Origin of the sequence: Allobosea sp. RAF48 (assembly GCF_052114025.1) — a bacterium.
Classification (GTDB): domain Bacteria; phylum Pseudomonadota; class Alphaproteobacteria; order Rhizobiales; family Beijerinckiaceae; genus Allobosea.
Map to the genome: position 1 here is coordinate 116,448 of NZ_JBFRDZ010000011.1, position 15,391 is coordinate 131,838.

The 15,391-nt window shown below is 67.1% G+C and carries 13 protein-coding genes; 5 read left to right on the forward strand and 8 right to left on the reverse strand.

Translation table 11 applies throughout. The features are described from left to right. The first annotated feature begins 108 nt into the window (after positions 1-108). The 3 genes from AB4Z10_RS19650 to AB4Z10_RS19660 are packed head-to-tail and all read left to right on the forward strand — an operon-like array spanning position 109 to position 3,487. On the forward strand, positions 109-933 hold the full coding sequence (locus tag AB4Z10_RS19650; protein WP_441472070.1) for a phosphoadenylyl-sulfate reductase: 825 nt from the start codon (positions 109-111) through the stop codon (positions 931-933). Continuing rightward, positions 930-1,832: a sulfate adenylyltransferase subunit CysD gene (cysD, locus tag AB4Z10_RS19655; protein WP_441472071.1), complete on the forward strand. Its 903-nt coding sequence runs from the start codon at positions 930-932 to the stop codon at positions 1,830-1,832. The genes AB4Z10_RS19650 and cysD overlap by 4 nt, the downstream gene beginning before the upstream one ends. Then, complete coding sequence (locus AB4Z10_RS19660) at positions 1,832-3,487, forward strand: GTP-binding protein (RefSeq protein WP_441472072.1); 1,656 nt, start codon at positions 1,832-1,834, stop codon at positions 3,485-3,487. Before cysD ends, AB4Z10_RS19660 begins: the two co-directional genes overlap by 1 nt. Positions 3,488-3,569: 82 nt before the next feature. Here AB4Z10_RS19660 and AB4Z10_RS19665 read toward each other — a convergent pair whose 3' ends face one another. The 7 genes from AB4Z10_RS19665 to AB4Z10_RS19695 all read right to left on the reverse strand — a co-directional run bounded on the left by AB4Z10_RS19665 (position 3,570) and on the right by AB4Z10_RS19695 (position 9,787). Beyond that, a complete protein-coding gene (locus AB4Z10_RS19665; RefSeq protein WP_441472073.1) occupies positions 3,570-4,202 on the reverse strand; it encodes an EF-hand domain-containing protein in 633 nt (210 codons plus the stop codon). Between the two features lie 137 nt (positions 4,203-4,339). Then, positions 4,340-4,747 carry a RidA family protein gene (locus AB4Z10_RS19670; protein WP_441472074.1) on the reverse strand — a complete coding sequence of 136 codons (408 nt, stop codon included), beginning with the start codon at positions 4,745-4,747 and terminating at the stop codon, positions 4,340-4,342. 49 nt (positions 4,748-4,796) lie between these two features. Continuing rightward, positions 4,797-6,437 carry a benzoate-CoA ligase family protein gene (locus tag AB4Z10_RS19675; RefSeq protein ID WP_441472075.1) on the reverse strand — a complete coding sequence of 547 codons (1,641 nt, stop codon included), beginning with the start codon at positions 6,435-6,437 and terminating at the stop codon, positions 4,797-4,799. After that, the gene (locus AB4Z10_RS19680; protein WP_441472076.1) at positions 6,403-7,647 is read right to left on the reverse strand and encodes an acyl-CoA dehydrogenase family protein; all 1,245 of its coding nucleotides are present in this window, start codon (positions 7,645-7,647) and stop codon (positions 6,403-6,405) included. The genes AB4Z10_RS19675 and AB4Z10_RS19680 overlap by 35 nt, the downstream gene beginning before the upstream one ends. A gap of 1 nt (position 7,648) precedes the next feature. After that, positions 7,649-8,482: an enoyl-CoA hydratase family protein gene (locus AB4Z10_RS19685; protein WP_441472077.1), complete on the reverse strand. Its 834-nt coding sequence runs from the start codon at positions 8,480-8,482 to the stop codon at positions 7,649-7,651. Next, entirely contained in the window at positions 8,482-9,030 is a 549-nt protein-coding gene (locus tag AB4Z10_RS19690; protein WP_441472078.1) for a MarR family winged helix-turn-helix transcriptional regulator, read from the reverse strand. The genes AB4Z10_RS19685 and AB4Z10_RS19690 overlap by 1 nt, the downstream gene beginning before the upstream one ends. 1 nt (position 9,031) lies before the next feature. Further along, on the reverse strand, positions 9,032-9,787 hold the full coding sequence (locus tag AB4Z10_RS19695; protein ID WP_441472079.1) for an SDR family NAD(P)-dependent oxidoreductase: 756 nt from the start codon (positions 9,785-9,787) through the stop codon (positions 9,032-9,034). Positions 9,788-10,022: 235 nt separating this feature from the next. Between AB4Z10_RS19695 and AB4Z10_RS19700 the strand changes: the two genes are divergently transcribed. Further along, positions 10,023-12,347 (forward strand): bifunctional salicylyl-CoA 5-hydroxylase/oxidoreductase, encoded by a 2,325-nt coding sequence (locus AB4Z10_RS19700; protein ID WP_441472080.1) that lies wholly within the window; start codon positions 10,023-10,025, stop codon positions 12,345-12,347. A gap of 157 nt (positions 12,348-12,504) precedes the next feature. Here the strand turns inward: AB4Z10_RS19700 and AB4Z10_RS19705 are convergent, their stop codons facing one another. After that, complete coding sequence (locus AB4Z10_RS19705; protein WP_441472081.1) at positions 12,505-13,764, reverse strand: MFS transporter; 1,260 nt, start codon at positions 13,762-13,764, stop codon at positions 12,505-12,507. A 459-nt stretch (positions 13,765-14,223) separates the two neighbouring features. On the opposite strand from AB4Z10_RS19705, the gene AB4Z10_RS19710 reads away from it, so the two are divergent. After that, positions 14,224-15,309, forward strand: coding sequence for a DUF2778 domain-containing protein (locus tag AB4Z10_RS19710; RefSeq protein ID WP_441472082.1), 1,086 nt, complete (start codon positions 14,224-14,226; stop codon positions 15,307-15,309). The last annotated feature ends 82 nt before the right edge of the window (positions 15,310-15,391 follow it).

Below are 15,391 nucleotides of genomic sequence, written 5' to 3' on the forward strand. Positions count from 1 at the left end.
TCTGAAAGTGAAATAAGAAAAAACCCGCTACTGTATGTGAATTGAGCTTTGACCCCTGCGGGTATAAGTCGTCTGTTCGATTTACCGAACAAGCGGCACGGCAGGACAATGGCGGAAAGCCCCGGCCAGGACGAGGCGAAAGCGACTGAAACGGCACCGGACGAGGGTGCCGCCGAAATGCTGGCAAGCCGTGCCACAACATTGAATGCTGCGCACGGCGCGGTCGATGTTCCGGCTCGCCTCGCCGGGGCCGTTGCGGGAGCGAAGGGGGCGGTGGTCTTCACCACATCCTTCGGCCTCGAGGATCAGGTCCTGACCCATTTCATCGCCACGGCGAAGCTGCCGGTGATTTTCGCTACGCTCGATACCGGCCGGCTCTTCCCCGAGGTCTATGCGCTCTGGCAGCAGACCGAGGAGCGCTACGGCATCCTGATCCGGCCCTATTACCCGCGGCACGACGCGGTCGAACTCTATGTCCGCCAGAACGGCATCAACGGCTTCCATGTTTCGCGGGATGCTCGCAAATCCTGCTGCGACATCCGCAAGGTCGAGCCGCTCGGCCGCGCGCTGGCGGGCGCCGACGTCTGGCTGACGGGCTTGCGCGCCGACCAGTCGGCGGCGCGCGGCGCGGTTCCGTTCGCGGAGGCGGATCTGGCACGCCGGCTCGTCAAGGCGAGCCCGCTGATCGACTGGACGCGCGCGCGCACGCTCGCTTTCGCGCAAGAGAACGGCGTGCCGCTCAACCCGCTCCACGCGCAGGGCTTCGTCTCGATCGGCTGCCAGCCCTGCACCCGTGCCATCCGCCCCGGCGAGCCGGAGCGGGCCGGGCGCTGGTGGTGGGAGGACGACGCTGCCAAGGAATGCGGCCTGCATGTCGGGCCGGACGGAAAGCTGGCGCGCGGCAAAGCCGCACCGGCGGGAGCTCACGCATGATCCAGCTCAGCCATCTCCAGAAGCTCGAGGCGGAAGCCATCTTCATTATCCGCGAGGTGGCAGCGACCTGCGACAAGCCGGTGCTGCTCTATTCGATCGGGAAGGATTCAGCGGTCCTGCTGCATCTGGCGATGAAGGCGTTCTACCCGGCCAAGCCGCCTTTCCCGCTGCTCCATGTCGATACGACCTGGAAGTTCCGCGACATGATCGCCTTTCGCGACGAGACGGCGGCACGCCTGGGGCTCGACCTCATCGTCCACATCAACCGGGAGGGTGTCGAAGCCGACATCAACCCCTTCTCCTCGGGCTCGCGCATCCACACCGACGTCATGAAGACGCAAGGCCTCAAGCAGGCGCTCGACCTGCACAAGTTCGATGCGGCCTTCGGCGGCGCTCGCCGCGACGAGGAAAAGAGCCGGGCCAAGGAGCGTGTCTTCTCGCTGCGCTCGCCCGAGCATCGCTGGGATCCGAAGAACCAGCGCCCGGAGCCCTGGCAGCTTTTCAACACACGCAAGCACCGCGGCGAGAGCTTCCGTGTCTTCCCGCTCTCCAATTGGACCGAGCGCGACATCTGGGACTACATCGCGCTGGAGAACATTCCGGTCGTGCCGCTCTATTTCGCCGCAGCCAGGCCTGTCGTGCAGCGCGACGGCGCCTGGATCATGCGCGACGACGAGCGCATGGAGCTGCTTCCCGGCGAGGTGGTCGAGACCCGCATGGTCCGCTTCCGCACACTCGGCTGCTACCCGCTGACCGGCGCGGTCGAAAGCGAGGCGGCGAGCCTCACCGACATCATCGCCGAGATGCGCTCTTCGCGCTCTTCCGAAAGGCAGGGCCGCGTCATCGATCATGACGGCTCAGGCTCGATGGAGCAGAAGAAGCAGGAAGGCTATTTCTGATGGGCTTCGCTATCGCCAGGAACCTGGCCAAAAAGAACCTGAAGACGTCGAAACCGGCCCAGAATCTTCGCCCCGCCAACGATACGCCAGCCGCCTCCGAAACCGGCCGACATTCGCTGCTGCGCTTCATCACCTGCGGCTCGGTCGACGACGGCAAGTCGACGCTGATCGGCCGCATGCTCTACGAGGCCGGCGCGGTCTTCGACGACCAGCTCAGCGCGCTCGACAACGATTCCCGCAAATTCGGCACGCAAGGCGCGGCGCCCGATTTCGCCCTCCTGGTCGACGGCCTCTCGGCCGAGCGCGAGCAGGGCATCACCATCGACGTCGCCTATCGCTATTTTGCGACCGAGACGCGCAGCTTCATCGTCGCAGATACGCCCGGCCACGAGCAGTACACCCGCAACATGGCGACCGGCGCTTCCACCGCCGACCTCGCCATTATCCTGGTCGATGCGCGCAAGGGCCTGCTGCCGCAGACGCGCCGCCACTCCTTCATCGTCTCGCTGGTCGGTGTCCGCCATGTCGTGGTCGCGATCAACAAGATGGACCTCGTCGGCTATGATCAGGCCGTCTTCGAGCGGATCGCGGCCGATTACCGCGCCGCGGTGAAGAGCCTCGGCTTTGCCTCGATCAGCTTCATCCCGGTCTCGGCCCGCGACGGCGAGAACGTCATGCGGCCGTCCTCACTCATGGCCTGGTATGACGGCCCGGCGCTGTTGCCGTATCTCGAAAGCGTTGCGATCGCGCGCGCTGCCCGCAGCGGCGAAGGCTTCGTCCTGCCGGTGCAGTGGGTCAATCGCCCGGATCTCGACTTCCGCGGCTATGCCGGCACGCCCGTCGCCGGCCGCGCCCGCGTCGGCGATCCGATCATAGCGCTGCCCTCGGGGCGCACGAGCCGCATCGCCCGGCTGATCGGTGCTGCCGGTGACGCCAGCCAGATCGCCGCCGGGCAGGCCGCGACCGTCACTCTCGAAGACGACATCGACATCTCGCGCGGGGACGTCATCGTCGCTGCGGACACGGCGTTGCCGGTCAGCCGCGGGCTTACGGCGCGACTGCTCTGGACGGGCGAGCGCGCCATGCTGGAGGGCGGCCAGTTCCTGCTGAAACTGGCGACGCAAAGCGCCAGCGCGACGGTCGAGACCTTGCACCACAGCATCGACATCGAGGGTTTCCGGCCGCTGCCGGCGCAAGCCCTGCGCATGAACGGCATCGGGCTGGTGACGCTCCGGCTCGACAGGCCGCTGGTTTCGCAGCCCTATGCCGAGAGCCACGAGCTCGGTGGCTTCATCCTGGTCGATCGGATCAGCAACGAGACCGTCGCCTTCGGCTTCGTCGAGCCGGGCGGGGATGCCGAGCAACACGGCGCGATCGGCGAAGGCGGCGTAGCGGCCCGGTTCCGGCGCAATGTCATCCGTATCGTCGGCCGGCGCGGTACGCCGGATCGCCGGGCCTGGCTGGCGGCAGCGAGCTGGCGCGTGCTGAGTACGGCGGGGTTGTTCCTGGCGGCCTTTGCTTTGACGGCGAATGCGCCGGTCTCTCTGGCGCTCGCCTTCGGCGATATCCTGCTGCGTCCTGGCCTGCGGGCGCTGCATATGCGGCTCTGGCGCAAGGCGCCGATTGGGACCTTGCAGGACGGCGCGGGGATCTGAAGAGCGGCGCCAGCGGCTTCTGCCGTCGGCGTCGAGGGTCTTGCGGTTGCCTCGGGTCAGCGCGGCGACCGGGCGGCGGAATTCAGGCCGCCTGGGTGTAGTTCGTTTCCGTGGTTCCCTGCGAGCGGAGCTGCGAGGCGGAGACATAGGCTTGCGAGGCGTTCTGGATAGCTTCCGGGGGCGGCCGCCGGTGGTGTCGTTCGCCGGACTGTTGCAGCGTGGACTGGAAGGCCTTCACCTCGTCCTGCGAGACGGAGCCGTCGCTATCCTTGTCCAGAGCACTGAAAAGCTGGTTCAGCCGGTCGCTGCCCAACCGGCTGTCGCCGAAGGCCGAGGTGAATTCACCCTGGCTGATCCCGCCGCTGGAATCGCCGTCGATCTGCTTGAACACCGAGGCGAAATCATTGGTCGAAGCCGCCTGCGCATTCTGCGTTCCGTCGGCCTGGAGGGAGAACAGGAAGGACTGCAGCAGGCTGTCGGCCTTCTTGGCCTTGTCCTTGAACGCATCCGACTCGGCCTTGCTGATCGAGCCGTCGCCATCGGCGTCGATCTTCTTGAAGAGCTCTTCGCTCTTGGAGCTGTYGGCTCCTTTGGGCGCGGCGCTCTCGAATTCATCGAGGCTGATGCCGCCGTCGCTGTTGCTGTCGATCTGGTCGAAGCTGGGAGGTTTGTGGTGTGGCCGGAAGCCGCCACCGATACCGCTGACATTGGACATGGAGATACTCCGGAAAACGCCGCAAGCGTGCGACGCTCCCGAAGTCTCGGCCTGGAATCTTGGTGAACACCTAATAAACGGCGTCGCGTGCGAGTATTTTCACGGGCGCATGAATGCGGGGGACGACGCCGTCCTGCTCAGTGCGCGACCACCGCCGTGGCCTCGATCTCCAGCAGCGCCTGCGGCTCGACCAGCGCCGTGACCGCGACCACCGCCATCGCCGGGAAATGCCGGCCGAAGACCTCGCGATAGATCGGTCCGATCTCGCGAAGGCTGTCGCGGTAGCTCTGGATGTCCGTAACGTACCAGGTCAGGCGCACGATATCCTCGACGCGCCCGCCGCCGGCCTCGACGACTGCCCTGATGTTGAGGAAGGTCTGGCGCAACTGGCCGACGAAGCCTTGCGCGAAGATGCCCTCGGCGTTCCAGCCGACGAGCCCGCCCGTGACCAGCACGCGGCCGTCCGCCACCATGCCGTTGGCATAGCCGCGCGGCTGTGGCCAGCCCTCGGGCAGGATGGCGCGGGACTGCGGAAGTTCGGACATGAAGGGTCGCCTTGGTTTCGGCCGTTTGGCTCTGGTTGAAAAGGGGGGATCAGGCCTCGGCCTGCGCCATCTGGCGCAGGGCGAAACGCTGCAGCTTGCCGGTCGCCGTCTTCGGCAGGGCCGCGACGAATTCGATGGCGCGCGGATACTTGTAGGGCGCGATGCCAGCCTTCACATGCTCCTGCAGCGCCTTGACCAGCGCTTCGTCGCCTCTGACGCCCTCGCGCAGCACGACATAGGCCTTCACGATCTGGCCGCGATCGGGGCAGGGCGCGCCGACGACGCCGCATTCCGCCACTGCCTCATGCGTCAGCAGGCAGGCTTCCACCTCCGGCCCGGCGATGTTGTAGCCGGCGGAGATGATCATGTCGTCGGAGCGGGCCTGGTACCAGAAATAGCCGTCGGCATCGCGCAGATAGGTGTCGCCGGTGATGTTCCAGCCGTTCAGGACGTATTTGGCCTGCCGGGGGTCGGCGAGATAGCGGCAGCCGGTCGGCCCGCGCACGGCGAGCCTGCCGGGAGTGCCGTCCGCGACCTCGTTGCCGTTCTCGTCGACGATCTTCGCCTCGTAGCCCGGCACCGGCAGCCCGGTCGAGCCTGGCCGGATCGCCTCGCGCGGTGCGCCGATGAAGATATGCAGCATCTCGGTCGCGCCGATGCCGTCGAGCAGCGGTAAGCCGGTTTTCGCCTGCCAGGCGTCGAACGTCGCTTTCGGCAGCGCCTCGCCGGCGGATACGCAGATGCGCAGCGAGGCGATGTCGCGCCCGTCGAGCTTGTCCAGGATGGCGCGATAAGCGGTCGGCGCCGTGAAGACGACACTGACCTTGTAGCGCTCGATCGCATCGATGAGATCGGACGGGCCCGCCTTCTCGGGCAGTACCATCGCCGCGCCGATCCGCAGCGGAAACAGAACGAGCCCCCCGAGCCCGAAGGTGAAGGCGAGCGGCGGCGAGCCGGTGAAGCGGTCCTCGGGCGAGGCCTTCAGAACACGTGCGCCATAGGCATCGCAGATCGCCAGCATGTCCTGGTGGAAATGCATTGTGCCTTTCGGCTCGCCGGTGGTGCCGGAGGTGAAGGCGATCAGGCAGACATCGTCGCGGGCGGTGTCGGCGGCCTCGAAAGATTCGTAGCCCGGCTGCGCCATCAGCGTTTCAAGCTCGCTGCCCGCCGAGCCGAAGGCGACGATGCGGGCAAGGCCCGGCACCTGCGCCTTCGCCGCATCGAGCTCGGCAGTCAGGCGGTGGTCGCAGAGCGCCAGCGCGATCCTGGCCTTGCGCAGCGGATAGGCGAGTTCGCCCGCCCGCAGCATCGGCATGGTCGCGACTGCGATGCCGCCGGCTTTTATGACGGCGAGATAGGCGGCGACCATCATCGGCGTGTTGCCGGCGCGCAGCAGCACGCGGTTGCCGCTGACCAGGCCGAGATCGCGGGTCAGCACATTGGCGATGCGGTTCACCTTGTCGGCGAGGTCGGCATAGCTCCACTGCAGATCGGCGGCGATGATCGCCGTGCGCCCGCCGTGGTCTGCAGCGATATGGCTGTCGAGCAGCTCGGCAACGCAGTTGAGCCGCTCCGGGTAGCTCAGCCCTGCCTCTTCCAGCCTCAGATCGGGCCAGCTTTCGCGCGGCGGCAGGTTGTCCCGCGCGAAGCTGTCCTTAAGTCCCGATCTCGCGAATCCGGTTGCTGTCATCTCGTTCCCCTGCCTTTGCGGCATGTGCTTTCAGCAGGTCGCGCGCGATCACGACCTTCTGGACTTCCGAGGCGCCCTCGTAGATGCGCAGCGCCCGGATTTCCCTGTAGAGTTCCTCCACCTTGACGCCCTTGGTGACGCCGAGCCCGCCATGGATCTGGACGGCCCGGTCGATCACGCTCTGGGCGTTCTCCGTCGCGACGAGTTTCGCCAGCGCTGCCTCGCGGGTGACGCGGGCGGCGCCGCGGTCCTTGGTCCAGGCGGCGCGGTAGACGAGAAGGGCGGCGGCATCGACCTCAGCCGCACTCTCAGCGATCGCCGCCTGCGAGAGCTGGAGGTCGCCGAGCGTGGCGCCGAAGAGCTTGCGGCCATTGGCATGGCTAAGAGTCTCGTGCAGCGCCCGCCTCGCGAAGCCGAGAGCGGCGGCGCCGACCGTGGAGCGGAAGATGTCGAGCGTCGCCATCGCGACCTTGAAGCCGTCGCCCGGCCCGCCGATGCGGTTCTCGAGCGGCACGCGGCAGCCTTCGAAGCGCAGGGTCGCCAGCGGATGCGGCGCGATCACCTCGATGCGTTCCGCGATGGCCAGGCCGGGCGCATCGGCCTCGACCAGGAAGGCGGAAAGCCCGCGCGCGCCGGGCGCCTCACCGGTGCGGGCGAAGACAACGTAGTGGTCGGCGATGCCGCCATTCGAAATCCAGCTCTTCTCGCCGTCGATGCGGACATGGTTGGCGCCATCCGGCGTCGCGGTCGTCGCCAGGGCTGCGACATCGGAGCCCGCCTCCTTCTCGGAGAGGGCGAAGGCGGCGATTCGCTTGCCGGCCGCGACACCAGGCAGGATACGCTGCTTCATCGCCTCGGAGCCTGCGATGCTGATCGAGCCGGTGCCGAGCCCCTGCATGGCGAATGCGAAATCGGCGAGCCCGTCATGAGCACCCAGAATCTCGCGGGCGAGGCAGAGCGTGCGGACATCGAGCTTGTCGGAAAGCCCGCCATAAGCGGCCGGCACGGCCGCCTTCAGGAAACCCGCCGCGCCCAGCGCCGCGACACGCGCCCGGCAGGCTTCGTCAACATCGTCGTGGGGCAGATCGGCCAGATAGGAATCGGCCCAGCCGGAGAGCTCAGCGGCGAAGGTTCGATGGCGCTCCTCGAAGAACGGCCAGTCCAGCGTGTCGCCGAGGATATCGAGGCCGAGGCGAGGGGCGCTGCTCATCTCAGTTGCCCTCGAAGACCGGTTTCCGCTTCTCGGCGAAGGCGTGATAGGCGCGGGCGAAATCCTCGGTCTGCATGCACAACGCCTGCGCCACGGCTTCCGCCTCGATCGCGCTTTCGACCGACATTGCCCATTCCATCTCGAGCATGCGCTTGGTCATCGCATTGGCGAAGGTCGGCCCGTCCGCCAATTCGGCTGCGAGCGCCTGCGCCTCGGAAAGCACTGCGTCGGGCGCGCAGATCCGGTTGAGGAAGCCCCAGCGTTCCGCTTCCTCGCCCTTGAGCACGCGGCCCGTATAGAGGAGTTCCGCCGCACGACCCTGGCCGATGATGCGCGGCAGCATCGCGCAGGCGCCCATATCGCAGCCGGCGAGGCCGACGCGGTTGAACAGGAAGGCGATCTTGCTGCCCGCAGTGCCGAGCCTGAGGTCGGATGCCATCGCGACGATGGCGCCGGCGCCGGCGCAGACGCCGTCGATGGCTGCGACGATCGGCTGCGGGCAGGCCCGCATCGCCTTGACCAGATCGCCGGTCATCCGGGTGAACTTCAGGAGGTCCCTGGTCTCCATCGCGACCAGCGGGCCGATGATCTCGAAGACGTCGCCGCCCGAAGAGAAATTGCCGCCGGCACCGGTCACGACGATCGCCTTGATCTCTTCTTCCTTCTGCGCCGCAAGGAAGAAATCCGTGAGTTCGCGGTAGCTTGCGAAGGTCAGCGGATTCTTCTTCTCAGGCCGGTTCAGCGTCACCGTCGCGACCTTGCCGGAGACGGCGAGGGCGAAATGCTGCGGCATGAAGCCCGCCAGCGGCAGGGTTGTGGCATTGGCGGTGGTCATCAGGCGTCTCCCTTCGCGGCCCCGTCGGCTGCGTCCTTCGCTCGGCCGGCGATGGCGCGATGCAGCGAGGTCTTGGTCTCTCCGAGCAGCCGGAAGAGCTGCCCGATCTCGGGCTGGTCGAGCCCGGCGAACAACTCGGCGATCCAGCTTTCATGGCGCTCGGCCATGGCTCGGAAGGCCTTGCGGCCCTGCGCCGTCAGAGTGAGGATCTGCACGCGCCGATCCTGCGGCGCGGAGCGCTTGTCGACGAGCCCGTCCGTCACAAGCCCGGCGACGACGGCAGTGACGTTGCCGTTCGAGACCATCAGCCGCTGCGAGACTTCGCCGACCGTCATGCCGACTGCGGTCTTGTCGAGCTGGGCCATCAGATCGAAGCGCGGCAGGGTGGTCTTGAACTCCTCGCGCAGCCTGTTGCGGATCTCGGTCTCGATCAGCGTCGAGCAGGTCAGCATCCGCAGCCACAGGCGCAACTCGTCCTTGTGGTCGCCGGGGCGTTCGCTCGCCTTGGTTTCACGGTCGAGCATCAATGTGGAGGAGGGCGTCTCCATCTCAGAACTCCCCGCCATTGATCAGAAGCGACTGGCCGGTGACGGCATCGCTGCCCGGTCCGCAGAGATAGAGGACGGCGGCCGCGACCTCCTCGGGCGCGATCAGGCGCCCTTGCGGATTGTCCTTGACCATTTCGGCCAGGGCCTGCTCACGGCTCTTGCCGGTCTTGGCCGTGATCGTATCGAGCCCGCCCGCGACCATGTCGGTGTCGGCGTAGCCGGGGCAGACGGCGTTGACGGTGACGCCGCTGCGAGCCGTTTCCAGCGCCAGCGACTTGGTGAGGCCGATCACGGCATGCTTCGCGGCCGCATAGGCGCTGACGTAGGGGTAGCCGCGATGCCCGGCCGTCGAGGCGATGGCGACCAGCCGCCCGCGATGGCGCTCCAGCATGCCCGGCAGCACGGCATGGAACAGGTTGACCGTGCCGATCAGGTTGATCTCGACCATGCGGCGGAAGCGCTCGCTGTCGCTGCGCATGAATGGGCCGGTCTCGACCGCGCCGGCATTGGCGATCGCGATGTCGAAGGCGTGCTCACGGGAAAGCTGGTCCAGAGCGGCCGAAACCGAGATTTCGTCGCGCACGTCGCAGACGGCGAAATCGGCGGCGGCCCCGGCTGTGACGGCGTCCCGCAGCGCTGCTTCGTCACGGCCGAGGATGCTGACCCGCGCCCCGGCCTGCGTCAGTGCGGCGGCGATGGCTCGGCCGATGCCGCGTCCACCCCCCGTCACCAGCGCGTGCTGTCCCTGCAGAGTCATGACCGTTCGACCTCCGTCCTCGAATATATTTTAAACCTCAATCAATTTGCAAGCCTGTTGGCTTTCGCCGGTCGACGGACCGCAGATTTTGCAGCGCGGCACGTAGCTTATGTGAGCGCGTGGCTTTTTCAGCGGCGCCTCGCGCTGAGGTCGTCAAAGGCTCTTGAGTTCAAAATCATTTCAGGTTTAAAATATTTTCCAGACCGGATCGGCCGGTTCCCTGATGGAGGCGTCGATGCGTATCGCGGTTGTTGGCGGAGGGCCGGCAGGGCTCTATTTCGCGCTGCTGATGAAGCGGGATTGGCCGGAGATTTCGGTTGACGTCTTCGAGCGCAACCAGGCGGACGACACCTTCGGCTTCGGCGTGGTCTTCTCCGACCAGACGCTCGACACCTTCAAGGCGGCGGATGTCGAGAGCTATGCCGCTATCCGCGACAACTTCGCCTACTGGGACGACATCGAGATCCACTTCAAGGGCGACAGCTACCGCGTGCCCGGCAACGGCTTCTGCGGTTGTTCGCGTCGCTCGCTGCTGATGCTGGTGCAGGCGAGGGCGCGCGAGCTCGGCGTCAACCTGCATTTCGGCGATGACATCGCCGATGTCGAAACACTGAAGCGTGACTACGACCTGGTCGTCGCCGCCGACGGCGTCAACAGCCGCCTGCGCGAGAACTGGCGCGAGCGCTTCCAGCCGGAAACCGACCTGCGCCCCAACAAATTCGCCTGGATGGGCTCGACCCGCCCCTTCGACGCCTTCACCTTCTTCTTCAAGCAGACCGAGCACGGGGTCTTCATCGCCCATTGCTACCAGTATGAGGCCGGGCGCTCGACCTGGGTGCTGGAGACCGACCCGGAGACCTTCGAGAGGGCCGGGCTCGGTGCCATGGATGAGGCGCAGTCGGCCGCTTTCCTCGAGGGCGTCTTCGCCGAGGAGCTTCAGGGCCACAGGCTCGTCACCAACCGCTCGCTCTGGCGTAATTTCCCGATGATCCGCTGCCGCCATTGGGTCGTCGAGAACGTCGTGCTGATCGGCGACGCCAAGGCGACGGCGCATTTCTCGATTGGCTCCGGCACCAAGCTCGCGATGGAAGATGCTATCGCGCTGCACAAGGCGATGGGGCAGGCGAAGCTCGACGTCGCCGCCGGGCTCAAGCTGTTCGAGACGCAGCGCCGCGAGGAGGTCGAGAAGACCCAGCACGCCGCCGATGTCTCGCTCGTCTGGTTCGAGGAGCTCCGGCGCTTCTGGGATTTCGAGCCGTTGCGCTTCGCCTTCGGCCTGATGACCCGCTCCAAGGCGATCACCTACGACAATCTGGCGCTGCGCGCCCCGGAAATGGTCTCAGCCGTCGATAGGCTCGTCGCGGATGGGCTGGGTCCGTTGGCGAAGCGGCGCAAGGACGGCTCGCCCGTCCCGCCGGCCTTCCAGCCCTTCAAGCTGCGCGAGATGCGGGTCGAGAACCGCATGACGGTCTCGCCGATGTGCCAGTATTCCGCGCAGGATGGCATGCCGGGCGACTGGCATCTGATGCATTACGGCTCGCGCGCCATCGGTGGTCCCGGGCTGATCTTCACAGAGATGACCTGCGTCGCCCCGGATGCTCGCATCACCCCCGGCTGCGCCGGCCTCTGGAATGACGAGCAGGAGGCCGCGTGGAAGCGCATCGTCGGCTTCGTCCACGGTCATTCGGCCGCGAAGATCTGCCTCCAGCTCGGCCATGCCGGGCGCAAAGGGGCGACGAAGCTGATGTGGGAGGGCATGGACCGGCCGCTGACGGAAGGCGCCTGGCCGATCGTCTCAGCCTCAGCCTTGCCCTACTACCCGGAGAGCCAGGTGCCGCGCGAGATGACACGCGCCGACATGGACCGGGTGACGGCCGAGTTCGTTTCCGCTGCCGAGCGTGGGAAGCGTATCGGCTTCGACATGCTGGAGCTGCACTGCGCCCATGGCTATCTGCTGGCGAGCTTCCTCTCGCCGCTGACTAACAAGCGCACGGACGACTATGGCGGCTCGGTCGAGAACCGGCTGCGCTTCCCGCTGGAGGTCTTCCGGGCACTGCGCGAGGCCTGGCCGCGCGAGAAGCCGATGTCCGTGCGCATCTCCGCGACCGACTGGGTCGAAGGCGGTCTGTCGGCGGCGGATTCCGTCGCGATCGCCGAGGCCTTCGCGGCCGAGGGCTGCGACCTCGTCGACGTCTCGACCGGCCAGACCGCGAGGGAATCGCGCCCAATCTATGGCCGCATGTTCCAGACGCCGTTCTCGGACCGCATCCGCAACGAGGCCGAGGTCGCGACCATGTGCGTCGGCAACATCACCACGGCCGATCAGGTCAACACCATCATCGCCGCCGGCCGTGCCGATCTGGTCGCGCTCGGACGCCCGCACCTCGCCGATCCGTCCTTCGTGCTGCGTGCGGCGGCCTGGTACGGCGTCGATGTCGCCCAGCCCGTGCAGTACCAGCCCGGCAAGGACCAGCTCATGCGCAACACTCCGCGCGAGCGCGAGGAGCTGCAGGAGCTGAAGCTCAAGGCCAAGCCCAGCCGCCATGCTGTCCAGGCGTAGCGTTCGTTCCGCCTCCCCCGAACAACCGCCGTCATCGCGGGCTTGACCTGGAAGCCATGCCGGAGCGTTTCCGAACCACGCTCAGGCGTGAAACCCGGCCGTCCGCTTCGCTGCGGCCGGATTGACTCGCGTTTCAGCCAGGCGATGGAATGCTGTCCTATTTGCCGCCCTGCGAGCGCCCGGAGGGCGAGACGTCGGGGATGGTCGGCGCAGTGGCCGGGCGCTCCCCGAAGGGATTGGCCGAAGGCGGGTTGCGCCGCAGTCGGAAGGCGAGATAGGCGCCCGCCGCCGCCGAAAGCAGGCCGAGATAGGCGAGCAGCCCGTTCGGTCCGACCACCTGCATGAAGGCGGTCGAGACCAGCGGGCCGATGGCGGAGCCTGTAGCCCAGAGGAACAGGAGCTGCGCCGAGAGGCCGAGCGCCCGCTCGCGGCCGAGCCGGAAATAGGCATGGGCGACGGCGACCGTGTAGATCGGCATCGAGCCCGCGCCGATCAGCGCGAACAGGCCGAACAGCCAGAAGCGGGCATGGGGCAGGGCTAACCAGAGCACTGCGCCCAGCGCCAGCGAGCAGAGCACCACCGAAAGCGTGGCGCTCAGCATGATGATGCGGCTCTCGACCCGGTCCGCCAGCAGGCCGAGCGGCCACTGCAGCACCAGTGCGCCGATCTGGATGCCGGCGGTGAGCAGGATCGCCCAGGCCTGGTCGAGACCGATCAGGATGCCGTAGGCCGGTGCGACATTGGTGAGCGCGCCACCCATCAGGCCGACATAGAGGCAGCCGATGACCGAGGCCGGCGCGTATTGCCAGATCGTGTTGAGCCGGACGGAGACGACCTCGCCCGATTCCGGCCCTTTCGCCTTCGTCATGCCGACGGGGATCAGCGCGATCGAGAAGGCGGCGCTCGCCAGCAGGAAGATGTCGTTCGACTGCAGCGAGACGTAGCCGACGCCGATCTGCGAGCCGATCAGGGCGAGGCGGTTGAGGATCTGATAGAAGCCGAAGACGCGGCCGCGCTGGCCGGCCTTGGCCTGTCCGCTGATCCAGCTCTCGATGCAGATGGCGTGGCCGGCGCCGGCGAAGCCCATCCCCAGCCGTGAAATGCCCCAGACGTCGAGCGGCGTCACCGAGAAGCCCAGCGTCAGCACGGCCTGCAAGGCCGCGAAGACGGCAAAGGCGCGGATATGCCCGACACGGCGGATGAAGGCGGGGATGACGAAGCAGCCGGCGAGGAAGCCGACGGAATAGGCCGAGCCGACGAGGCCGATCAGCAGCGGGGCCTTCTGCTCCAGCGCCATCTTCAGCGGCACCGCCGTGTTCACGATCGTGGCGGCGACCTGAAGGATGAGCGCGCCGCTGACGATGGCACCCAGCGCTGCAACAGAGCTCGTCCTCGGCTCGGTGGCTGCTTCGGTCACGTCGGTCCCGCCCCCCTGCGCAGCCGCCATGAAGGCCTGAGATTCTCGAGGCGACAAGCCCTGCGGCTGCGATGCTTGCGACATATCCGATTCGAGAGCCGGGTTGGGAGAAATGGGCTGACACGCCAGCCCTGCCCGAAAAAAATGGGCCAATCGCGGCGGCCAGGTAAAAATCTTTGTCTCCGTTCCTCCATCCGGCGGCCTTGATCGCGCCGCCTTTGCATCGTCTTGCGGCGCCGCGGCGGCCTGACAACCGCAGCTTCCTCATCCGCAAAAATTATCGATGCGGTTCACCGGCGATTAACCAACACAGCGCCTTATCGAAGCAGAAAGAAGTTTGGGTTCTCCCGGCATACTCGGCCACATCGCAACGCAAATCGCGCCTCCCTCGACCGGGGCGCGAGCGGCGAAGCCGTGTCCGCCGCGGGGCGTGGCGTAAGTGTATCGAGAGTGCGGCGGATGACCTATGCGACCTATGTGCGGGAAGGCGGCGTGCCCTATGTGCGCTCGCGCCGACGCCGCCGGCCTTTGCTGAAAGGGTTCTTCCTCGCCGCCGCCCTGAGTTGTGGCGCCATGTCCGGCTTCTGGATGTTGGGGCAGGGCGCACCGGCGCCTGACGCCGGTAGTGTTCCTTCTGCAGCTGCCCGCAAGGCGCCTGCCGGCCGCGCCGCGACGCAGCCGGCCCCCGCCTATAGCGGCCTGCTCGATCCCGCATTGTCCGGCGGCAAGGCCGCGTCCTTCGCCCAGGGTACTCCCGCCCGTTCCGCCTTCCAGCCGGCGAAGCCGCCCGCGTCGTCGTCCTCCATCGCGGCCGCCGAGCCGGTGTTACCTCTGCCGCCGCAGCCACCGGTCACGCTGGCTGAGAAGGCGGCGCCGATGCCCATGCCGGTGCCGCGGCCCTTGGACCTGCTGCCGAAGGCTGAACCTCAGCCTCAGCCGCAGCCGCGAGTGGCGCAGCCGACTTCGCCGCGCCGCAACCGCACGGCTGCTGCGGCGCCGACGCCGGAGGACAACCGCAGTTTCTTCGAGAAGCTCTTCGGCGTGCAGAAGCAACAGCCGACAGGCACGGCGCTGGCCTATGCCGCGCCGCAGGATGACGTCATCGACCGCGGCCGCGTCGCCAGGCTCAGCCCCTCGGCCGGCACGCCGCCGCGCACCGCCGAGGCGGGCACCGCGATCTACGACATCAGCGCCAAGATGGTCTACATGCCCAATGGCGAGCGGCTCGAGGCGCATTCCGGCCTCGGCGAGATGATGGACGACCCGAGCTACGCCCACGTCCGGATGAAGGGCGTCACGCCGCCGCACACCTATACGCTGACCGAACGCGAGGCACTGTTCCACGGCGTGCGCGCCATCCGCCTGAACCCGGTCGGTGGCAGCGGCGCCATCCATGGCCGTGCCGGGCTGCTGGCGCACACCTATCTGCTCGGGCCGCGCGGCGATTCGAACGGCTGCATTTCCTTCAAGGATTACGAGCGCTTCCTGCAGGCCTTCCTGCGCGGCGAGGTGCGGCGCATCGTCGTGGTCGCAGGAAACGCCTAACTTCCGGCCGGCGCATCCGCCGCCGGCCGAGACCCGCGTTTTCATCACGCTGCATGCCGCAGGGCGTCCGTCTCACGCTACA